Genomic DNA, 9,476 nt, shown 5'->3' on the forward strand with positions numbered 1-9,476 from the left:
TGAGCCTAGGACATATTGTCATCTCGCCCTGCGACGGGGTCGATGTGGAGAAAGCCGCGCATCGCTTCGCGGGTGCCTTTCTGATGCCCCTGACGTCTTGCGTGCGGAGGTTGGCGCGCATCGATCGTCGATCAGTATTGGAGAGCTGGTGGCGTTAAAAAAACGTTTCGGAGTGAGCGTTCAGGCCCTCACCTACCGCTGCAAAGATCTCGGCATCATCAGTCCGCCCGCTTGCGCACGGCTCTTCAAGATCTTTGCAGTACGAGGATGGCGCGATGCACCTTATGAGGAGCCTGAAAGCATGGCACCAGATGTGGAAGAGCCAAGGCGTTTCGAGCGCCTCTGCTATCGCGCCCTAGGCCGGATCGACATTCAGGATTCCCAAATCAGTTGATCGCTGATTCATAGACAGCCATCTTGAAGCGCGAGGGTGTCGGGTGGCTGCAAAGCGTTATGAATTGAGCGATGGGCAGTGGGCGAAGATTACGTCGCTGCTGCCCGGCAAGGCTGGCGATCCGGGGCGCACCGGCTCGGACAACCGTGTATTTATCAATGGTTGCCTGTGGGTTCTACGCTCCGGTGCGCATTGGCGCGACCTACCGGAGCGCTACGGCAAGTGGAAGACGGTCCATAAACGCTTCAGCCGTTGGTGCCATGCCGGCATCTGGGAGCGTGTCTTCGAGACACTGACGTGCGACCGCGACAACCAATATCTGATGATCGACAGTACGATCGTTCGCGCCCATCAGCAGGCAGCCTCAGGAAAAGGGGGCCAAGGATCAGGCGCTGGGGCGCTCCCGAGGTGGACTGACCACCAAGATTCACATGCTGGCTGATGCATTAGGTCGGCCGCTGCGGTTCATCGTAACCGCAAGGCAGGTGAACGACATCACGCAGGCGCCGGCTCTTCTGGAAGGACAGGCCGGCAAGGCAGTTCTGGCCGACAAAGCCTATGACAGCAATGCTTTGCGGGCGATCATTGCCGCCATGGGAGCCGAGGCCGTCATCCCGTCTAACCGATCGCGCAAGCTCATCATTGCACACGACGAACTCATCTACAGACACCGCAACCGCATCGAACGTTGCTTCGGTCGAATGAAACACTGCCGCCGCTTTGCGACCCGATACGAACGAAGAACCATTCACTTCCAGGGCTTCATTCATCTCATCGCTGCAATGATATGGATGCAATGAATGTCGATTGGTCCTAGCGGGGGGATCATCGGTGAATCGCGGGCTGCCGAACTGCTCGGCATTTCCGTCCGTGAACTCGACAAGCGGCTGGATCAGACGGCGTGGTGAACATTGCCGGCTGTGTAAGACTCATTCTTCGGCCATCGATGCGGAGATGTCGGCAATGGAGCGAATGAGGACGAGCGGGTCGTCTTTCGAGGGCAGGAAGCCGCGCCGCCTCCAGAATTCGGCAGCTTCCTCATCTATGACATTGACCATCAGCGCCCGACCGCCAACGAGGGCGGCGGCCTGAATGCAACGCTGCAGCCGTGTTTAACGAGGCCGATGCCAATCCCCTTGCCCCCATCTGGTGTCGGCGGCAAGCGGGCCGAGAAGAAGGCAAAGAACCGGATCAGGCGGCTGGCCGGTGCGGATCGAGCGTGGCAGGACCGCCGGCACCACGGCGGTTGGCGCTGCACCTTAGTAGCCGACGACACGCAGCACCTGACGGAAGCTCTCAGCAGCCTACTTAATTCGTGCCATTCACATTAGAATTGTATAGCAGCCTCGTCGCCTATTCCCTCGATAGGCAATAGCCCCGCGCTTCCTAAGGGCGGCGATATCTCGCTTGCCAGTCTTTAGAGAGACACCGAAAAACTCGGCGATGTGCACGGCACGCGCGTTCTTCTGCGCCTGAAGCTGGCGAAGAAACCATCGCTGCCGCATTCCCTGCTCGGAATTCGGATCAGGGACACTATGAGGGTCATCGGGGTCACGATTAGGGACATCCTGCACAGAATGCGTAGCTGACACCGGTCGAGCAGAAACATCATCTTTCGCCCTGTCCGCTGCATGCAGTTTCTCCTGATCATAATACGCCGATAGTATTTCCTGTCTTTGCGCAAGCGCCAGCACGGTCTTCAAAACCTCGTCGGACCGACGCAAAAGCTGGATGAGGTAGGGTCAGGACTCGTTAATCAGATCCAAAAGATGAATGTTGCTGCGATGCAGATTGCGGAGAAGAAAGTGTGGGCGCATCGGTCGTAGCGGGTTGCGATGCGCCTCCAGTCCTTGAGTTTTGCGAAGAGGTTCTCGACCTTGTGGCGCTGTCGGTAGAGAGCCTTGTCGTAGGGATATGGCACCTTGCGGCTTCGGCTGGACGGGATACAGGGTTCAATACCTTTTTCCTGCAAGGCTTCGCGGAATGGCGTGCTGTCATACCCCCGGTCGGCAATCAGTGTCTTGGCTTTCGGCAGGGCATCCAGCACGAGGCGGGCACCTTTGTGATCACTCATCTGCCCTTCGCTGAGCAGCATGACAATCGGGCGCCCCTCTCCGTCGCAGACGGTATGCAGCTTGGAGTTCAGCCCGCCTTTGGTTCGCCCGATACGACGGGGAACATCCCCTTTTTGAGTAGGCTCGCCGCCGTGCGATGGGCTTTCAAGTGTGTGGCGTCGATCATGATATGCTCGGGCTTCGGACTTTCGGCGGCAAGTGCTGCGAAGATGCGGTCGAACACGCCGAGACGGCTCCAGCGTATGAACCGGTTGTAGAGGGTCTTATGCGGGCCGTAATCCTTCGGAGCATCCTTCCATTGCAGACCGTGCTTGATGACATAAACAATGCCGCTGATCACACGGCGGTCGTCAACGCGCGGTACGCCATGTGCCAATGGGAAATAAAGTTCGATCCGCCCCATCTGGCGCTCGCTCAGCAAAAACAAATCACTCATCACGGTCTCCTTCCCGAAACCATGAATCACAGGTCAAACCAAATTAATAGGTCCTGAGCCTAGGCCCCGTTAGGGCCAGTCAAGCCATTCAACCAGTTCAGCACCGTTCTATCCGACGCGCCCGTCCAATTCCCCACAGCGATCGCAAAGTCCGGCCTTCCCATACTTTCCTGCTTCAGCGCAACACTGATGACTTCAGGATAGTTGAAGCGTGTCCGGCGACCTTTTCCATCCCGGATATTATTTCCGTTTTTCTGCAACATCCTTCCAAACGGCTCCCATAAATTGAAGACGTCGAAAGATTAGGTGACCGGTAGTTACAAACATCCGCACGGACCTGATCGTGTTGCTTCAGGGGCGTGCATGATTGGACTGATCAATAATACATCCGCCGTTTCGGCAAGCGCTCCGATTCGCGCAGCCCAGTATCTTCGGATGTCGACCGAACATCAGCGCTATTCCACTGAGAATCAGGCGGGCGCGATTCAGGACTATGCTGCGAAAAACAATATCGAGATCGTGCGCACATATTCCGACGAGGGCATTAGCGGCCTTACATTTGAAGGTAGGCCGGGCATCCGGAAGATGATTTCCGATGTGGAAAGCGGCAACGCCGATTACGAACTGATCCTCGTCTACGACGTGAGCCGCTGGGGTCGATTCCAAGACCTCGATGAAGGCATCTATTATATGCACCATTGCAAGAAAGCCGGCGTCCGCGTGGAGTTCTGCGGAGAGCGGTTTCAGAACGGTGGCGACATCGGCTCGAAAATCCAGCTTCTCGTATCGAACAGTTCTGCAAGCGACTATAGCCGGGTACTTTCAACGAAAGTGCATATGGGGCAAACGACCCTTATCAAAAAAGGTTTCCGGCAAGGGGGACCGGCAGGATTTGGTTTGCGCCGGCTTCTCGTGGATGACTCCGGCAATGCGAAGTTCCAGCTTCGTCGCCTCGAACATAAGAGTATTCAGACAGACCGAGTGGTTCTCGTACCAGGACCACCTGAAGAGATCACCGTTGTCAGGCGCATCTATGCGGACTTTATCGAACGCGGCTTGACCGAACAGCAGATCGCAAACCGCCTGAACTGGGAAGGGGTTCACACCGACCTCGAACGCCCTTGGACACGCAGTACCGTCCGCCAGGTTCTCACCAACGAGAAATACATTGGCAACAATGTCTGGAACCGGCGATCTTTCAAGCTCAAGACCAAGCGCGTGCAAAACGATCCTGCGCTTTGGGTCAGGGCCGATGGCGTGTTCGAATCAATCATTGATCCGAAGCTTTTCAATGCGGCGCAGAAAATTATCGCTACCAGGTCGCACCGGCCCGACAACGAGGAGATGCTGAACGCGCTGCAACGCGTGCTGCAGCGCCATGGCTATCTCTCCGGGCTGATCATCGATGAGGCGGATAGTTGTCCCTCCGCCGGCGCCTATCAAAGCCGTTTCGGCAGCCTGCTTCGGACGTACAAACTCATCGGATATCAGCCGGATCGCGACTATCGCTATGTCGATATCAATCGCCGTCTCCGCCAACAATATCCCGGCATCATAACGAGCATAGTCTCGCGAGTGCATGAGACAGGCGCGAGGGTCAGAAATGATGGCGCCAGCTCCATGTTCATCGTGAACGAGGAAATCCGCGCGTCCCTGGTCTTAAGCCGCTGCCATATTAGCACAGCCGGCCGAAAGCGGTGGTTCATTCGCTTCGACACCGGCCTCTGTGCGGACATTACCATCGCCGCAAGAATGGAGCCGGAGGAAGCCTGCATCAAGGATTTCTACATCCTGCCTGCGCTGGACTGTTCCGGCGAGAAGCTACGCCTCTTCGAAAACAACGCCAGCGAACTTGACGTTTACCGGTTCGACACCCTCGACGCCCTGTACCACCTCGTCAAGCGCACCAGGATAAAGGATATCATCTGATGGCAACACGTCCGACAGAGCATCATGCTGGCCACGCGCAGCAGATTATATCCATTCCCATTGATAGAATACGCATTCTCAATCCCCGGGCGAGAAGCAAGAAAACCTTTGCCGGTGTCGTCGAAAGTATAGCCACTGTAGGACTGAAACGCCCGATCACGGTTGCGGAAGCCGGCATGGATGAACAGGGGCAGCGATACGAGCTCATATGCGGCCAAGGCCGGATAGAGGCCTTCAAGGCTCTCGGCGAAACCCATATTCCAGCGATGATCATAGCCGCTCCTGAAACGGACCGCTATCTGATGAGCCTCGTCGAAAACCTGGCCCGCCGACAGCACTCCAGCCAGGATCTCCTGAACGCCGTCCAGGTGCTTTCAGATCGAGGGTACACCAATGTGCAGATCGGCCAGAAAACTGGGCTGGATCCGAGCTACATCCAGGGAATCCTCCAGTTGCTGCGCGCGGGAGAAGAGCGCCTCATAACCGCCGTTGAAAAAGGATGGCTGCCTCTTTCCCTAGCCGTCGAAATCGCTCGATCCAGCGAGGCCGACGTTCAGATCGCTATGATGGATGCCTACGAAACTGGAACTCTAAAGGGGGACCAGCTTCTAAAAGCCCGGCGGCTGATCGATAAACGCAAGACGTTCGGTCAAAAATACCAGAAGGTAATTCAGCGCAACGAGAAGCCCATGACGGCAGCAAGGCTGGCGCAGACCTTCCAGGAGGAAGTTCGGCGCCAGCGTCTCGCCATCCAGAAAGCGGATGTGGCGGAACAGCGGCTGCTCTTTGTCGTCTCTGCTATGCGCAAGCTGCATTCGGAGGAGCATTTTCGGACGCTGCTGCGAGCGGAGGGGATCGTCGATATGCCCAAGCCGCTCGCCGACCGCCTTTCCGGAGGAAAAAGCCAATGAGCCGCTCCACCTTCGAACAGCATACCATCAAGGTGCCTGTAAACGACATTCTGCCGACACGCACACTGTCACCCAGTCTGCGGTACTCCTCAAAGTTCAAGACGATCCTCGCGTCGATACAGGAAGTCGGCATCATAGAGCCGCTGGCGGTGTTCCCCGAAAAGGGTGGGAAAGACGGAGGCAGAAAGTACATTCTTCTCGACGGGCATGTGCGGCTGGAATGCCTCAAGGTTCTCGGTGCGACGCATGCCGTCTGTCTTCTTTCGAAAGACGACGAAGGCTTCACGTTCAATCGACAGGTCAATCGGCTGAGTGCTGTGCAGGAACACCGCATGATCATGCAGGCAATTGCTAAAAAGGTTCCGGCTGAACGCATAGCTAAAGCGCTCAGCGTCAATGTGGAACGTATCCGCGAACGGCAGCGCATGCTGGACGGTATCGCGCCCGAGGTGGTGGAATTGCTTAAGGATAGGCTGGCGGCGCGCGGTGTATTCCCCATCCTGCGCAAGATGAAGCCAATGAGGCAGATCGAAGCCGCCGAAATGATGATCGCGGCAAATCGCTTTACAATAACCTATGCGACCATGATCCTTTCGGCGACACGCCCCGAGCTTCTTCTGGAGCCGAAGAAACCTAAACCGATAGAGGCCTCTGCGGAAGACATTGCCCGCATGGAGCGGGAGATGGAAAGGCTCTATCAGGACTATCGAACAGTTCAGGATACGCTTGGCGACACGATGCTCGTGCTGGTCGTTGCCAAAGGCTACGTTTCCCGCCTGCTAAGAAATGACGCTGTCGTTGATTATCTGCTGCGATACCATGCCGATATGGCCGGAGAACTTGAGAAAGTCATGGAAGCCATTAAGGCGGACGCTATGTCACTAGAAAGGGAATAACTGCTTGCAAACAAACCAGGACGGGAAGTGGTCGATAGGCCTGCAGTGGCGAGGCAACGTACCTTTTTGTCGTGCGGCAGGCCACGATCACCGTTGAAAGACCCGTGATCTATAGCATTGGAGATCCTAAATCGTGGCATGCATCTTGCGGGGCGTCATGCCGGTTGCCGCGAATGATTTCAAGCTACAGGCAATCTGAAAAAGACGCGGCTCTCGCTTGCGCGCTGATTCGCAATGTCGTTGATGTGGTCCGAAGCATTGTCTCATCAATACCGTATCACGAAGCGCCCGCCCGCCTTCCCCTCCTCGAGTGCGACAAGCGCATCCGTGGCACGGAACAGGTAAATCTGCTCGATCGGATTGAGTAGCGGCTGCCTGGCATGCATGGCGACGACCTCGCGCATTTCCTGGCGCGTACCGACGCCGGTTCCGGTGATTGCGACGCCAGTCGCCGTCAGCCATTCCTGAATGAGTGGAACCGGTTCAGATACCAGCGCCGAGGCGGCGATGCGCCCGCGCGGCCGGATCGATGCGACGATCGCCGACCAGGTGGCGGGAATCGGCGCGGAATTGATCCCAGGATGGTAGCCGGGATTGGCCGCAAGGTTTTGCTCAAGCCTTTCGCCGGCGACGGCGACCTCTGCCGCGCCATAGCGGCGGGCATGGTCCAGCTTTGCCGGATTGCGGTCCACGGCCAGCATGTGAACGCCCATGTGGGTCGCGATCCGCAACGCATAAAGGCTAAGGCCGCCGCAGCCCTCGACGGCCAACCTTTCGCCGGCGGTCAGGTCCGCCCGTCGAATGGCGCAATAGGCGGTGACGCTGGCGCACATGACCGGCACCATCGTCGAAGGGTCTACATCCGACGGCAGTCGCACGGCGAATGCGACATCGGCGACGGCATATTCCGCGAACCCTCCCGGCACGCTCAAGCCATAGGCTCGTTGATGCTGGTAGATGGCCTCATAGCCGTCGCGGCATTCATCGCATCGCAGGCAGGTGTCGTGCAGGCGCGATGCACATGTGGTCCTAAGGATAGGCAACGCCTACGCGGAGAATGAACTCGGTAAGGGAGGGCGTCGCCGTCGACGGATGGGGTCCGGGAAACCGTGCAAGATGGGCTTCGGTTGACCATCGAGATCACCCCCTGCAGCGCGCGGAAGTGCCATTGACAGGTCGGAGGTGACATATCGAACTCCATGTGTGCCAGGCTTCTCCAAGAACGGTCGGTCAAAATATGCTGGTGCTGGCTTCGGTATCTCTGGTTTTGGACATGTGCGTCTCCGCCGGCGCTAGGTGGACTGCGGGGTCAGCCGGCCCGCAGGCAGCAGCGGCAGAATAGTCAGAGCCAACAGCGCACCTCGGCCTTGTAGCGGCGGTAGTCGTCGCCGAACTTCGCTTCAAGATAGCGCTCCTCACGGGCTATCACCTGCGTCTGGATCGCGACCAGCACCAACGGGAGCAAGGCGAAGGCTATCGGCCCGTCAAGGCCGATCGCCAGGCCGGCATCCTCCACAACGAACTCTATGTCGGCCGGATTGTCTGGAACAAGCAGAACTACCGCAAGAACCCGGAAACCGAACGCCGAACCGCTCGCCTCAACGACAAAAGCGACTGGGTCGTGACGGAGGTTCCCGCCATGCGCATCATCAGCGACGAACTCTGGCGCGCGTGAAGGAACGGCAACTGACGACGCTGGAGAACTTTTCCCGCACGACCACCAACCGGCTGAACAGGGCGCATCGGCCGAGCTACCTGTTGAGCGGCATGCTGGAATGCGCCGAGTGCGGCGACTCCTACGCCATCATGGCAAAGGAACGCTACGGCTGCTCCAACCACAAGAACAAGCTGCCGATCGACGGGCTCGACGGCGCCTACTGCTCCAACAAGAAGACCATTCTGCGCAAGAACCTGGAGGATCGGGTGCTGTCCTGCCTGCGGCCTTCTTCGGCATGGGTGTATTCGACGATGTCGCCGGACAGGCCCGCCAGAACCTTGCAGCCTCGATGAAGAAGGAACCGGACGAGCGCCAGCGCATTTCCGGGGAATTGAAGGTTGCCGAACAGGAACAGCGTCAGATCATCCAGCAGATCAGCGACCGTGCGGCTGAGGGTCGCCCGCGTCTGGCTGCGCTCGACAGCCTTGAAGAGCGCCGCGCTGCGCTCGAGGCGCGGCTGAAGCAGTCGCCAGAGGCGGAAGATTTCGGGGAGAAGATCGGGAAGCTGAAGGCGGAAGTCAGTCCCGAAGCTGTCGAGCTGGTCATCAACTCGGCATTCTATTACCTGCGCGAGCACGGGAACACAGAAACGAAGCAGCCGTTCATCAACCTCGTGCGCTAGTTCATCCAGAAGGTGGTGATCGGCAAGACACCCGGTCATCAGCCGGCATCACTCGAAGTCCACGGCAGGATCGCATCGATCCTCGCGGCGATGGAAGCGGCCGCGATCCTGGAGAAGCAGTTCGAGGCGCTCAAGCAGCACGACTATCTGGAGAAGCTTCGCGCCGGCGAGCTAAAGACGGAGCAGAAACAAAAAAGCTCCTCGACGCTTACGCGGAGGAGCTTTCTGTTAAACGACTTGAATGGCAAAATATTCAAGTTTCAGTGGTTGCGGGGGCAGGATTTGAACCTGCGGCCTTCAGGTTATGAGCCTGACGAGCTACCGGGCTGCTCCACCCCGCGCCAAGCGTAAATCCCTTTGGGATTTATCGCGATTACGCCATCGCGTTGCGATGGCGGACTGTGCCGGAGCAAATTGCCGAAGGCGATTTGTCTCCTGTCAGGGGTGCACCGGTTTCGATGCTTCGTTCCCTGAGATACGTATGGTTCTGCAAACA

Annotated in this window: 9 protein-coding genes, 1 tRNA gene and 4 pseudogenes; 8 read left to right on the forward strand and 6 right to left on the reverse strand. The window is 57.7% G+C overall.

Features of this window, described 5'->3' with window-relative positions; all coding sequences use genetic code 11:
• Positions 1–394: ImmA/IrrE family metallo-endopeptidase (locus tag GR158_RS24855; RefSeq protein ID WP_371731794.1), on the forward strand; the 394-nt coding region annotated here is incomplete at its 5' end.
• A gap of 43 nt (positions 395–437) precedes the next feature.
• Positions 438–1,194 (forward strand): annotated as a pseudogene (locus GR158_RS24860) (IS5 family transposase).
• 129 nt (positions 1,195–1,323) lie between these two features.
• Here the strand turns inward: GR158_RS24860 and GR158_RS25690 are convergent.
• The 3 genes and pseudogenes from GR158_RS25690 to GR158_RS25470 all read right to left on the reverse strand — a co-directional run.
• Positions 1,324–1,671, reverse strand: a pseudogene (locus GR158_RS25690) (N-acetyltransferase); the annotation flags it as partial.
• Positions 1,672–2,150: 479 nt separating this feature from the next.
• Positions 2,151–2,708, reverse strand: coding sequence for an IS5 family transposase (locus GR158_RS24870; protein ID WP_246665794.1), 558 nt, complete (start codon positions 2,706–2,708; stop codon positions 2,151–2,153).
• A gap of 26 nt (positions 2,709–2,734) precedes the next feature.
• Positions 2,735–2,905, reverse strand: a pseudogene (locus GR158_RS25470) (transposase); the annotation flags it as partial.
• A gap of 363 nt (positions 2,906–3,268) precedes the next feature.
• Between GR158_RS25470 and GR158_RS24875 the strand changes: the two are divergent.
• Genes GR158_RS24875 through GR158_RS24885 form a run of 3 tightly spaced genes read left to right on the forward strand, consistent with a single transcriptional unit; the run spans position 3,269 to position 6,641 of the window.
• The gene (locus tag GR158_RS24875) at positions 3,269–4,834 is read left to right on the forward strand and encodes a recombinase family protein (protein ID WP_246665791.1); all 1,566 of its coding nucleotides are present in this window, start codon (positions 3,269–3,271) and stop codon (positions 4,832–4,834) included.
• Positions 4,834–5,745, forward strand: coding sequence for a plasmid partitioning protein RepB C-terminal domain-containing protein (locus GR158_RS24880; RefSeq protein ID WP_160873031.1), 912 nt, complete (start codon positions 4,834–4,836; stop codon positions 5,743–5,745). Before GR158_RS24875 ends, GR158_RS24880 begins: the two co-directional genes overlap by 1 nt.
• On the forward strand, positions 5,742–6,641 hold the full coding sequence (locus GR158_RS24885) for a plasmid partitioning protein RepB C-terminal domain-containing protein (RefSeq protein ID WP_160873032.1): 900 nt from the start codon (positions 5,742–5,744) through the stop codon (positions 6,639–6,641). The genes GR158_RS24880 and GR158_RS24885 overlap by 4 nt, the downstream gene beginning before the upstream one ends.
• Positions 6,642–6,907: 266 nt before the next feature.
• Here GR158_RS24885 and GR158_RS24890 read toward each other — a convergent pair whose 3' ends face one another.
• Positions 6,908–7,567 carry a zinc-binding dehydrogenase gene (locus GR158_RS24890; protein ID WP_371731795.1) on the reverse strand — a complete coding sequence of 220 codons (660 nt, stop codon included), beginning with the start codon at positions 7,565–7,567 and terminating at the stop codon, positions 6,908–6,910.
• 416 nt (positions 7,568–7,983) lie between these two features.
• Positions 7,984–8,151: pseudogene (locus GR158_RS25240) on the reverse strand (isoprenylcysteine carboxylmethyltransferase family protein); the annotation flags it as partial.
• A 27-nt stretch (positions 8,152–8,178) separates the two neighbouring features.
• On the opposite strand from GR158_RS25240, the gene GR158_RS25695 reads away from it, so the two are divergent.
• The 3 genes from GR158_RS25695 to GR158_RS24905 are packed head-to-tail and all read left to right on the forward strand — an operon-like array spanning position 8,179 to position 8,980.
• Complete coding sequence (locus GR158_RS25695) at positions 8,179–8,316, forward strand: hypothetical protein (RefSeq protein WP_371731796.1); 138 nt, start codon at positions 8,179–8,181, stop codon at positions 8,314–8,316.
• Entirely contained in the window at positions 8,313–8,651 is a 339-nt protein-coding gene (locus GR158_RS25700) for a zinc ribbon domain-containing protein (RefSeq protein WP_160873034.1), read from the forward strand. Before GR158_RS25695 ends, GR158_RS25700 begins: the two co-directional genes overlap by 4 nt.
• Positions 8,594–8,980: a hypothetical protein gene (locus GR158_RS24905; RefSeq protein WP_160873035.1), complete on the forward strand. Its 387-nt coding sequence runs from the start codon at positions 8,594–8,596 to the stop codon at positions 8,978–8,980. The genes GR158_RS25700 and GR158_RS24905 overlap by 58 nt, the downstream gene beginning before the upstream one ends.
• A gap of 264 nt (positions 8,981–9,244) precedes the next feature.
• On the opposite strand, the gene GR158_RS24910 is transcribed toward GR158_RS24905, so the two are convergent.
• Positions 9,245–9,321, reverse strand: a tRNA-Met gene (locus GR158_RS24910).
• Positions 9,322–9,476 lie beyond the last annotated feature (155 nt).

Source organism: Shinella sp. AETb1-6 (genome assembly GCF_009826875.1).
GTDB lineage: Bacteria > Pseudomonadota > Alphaproteobacteria > Rhizobiales > Rhizobiaceae > Shinella > Shinella sumterensis.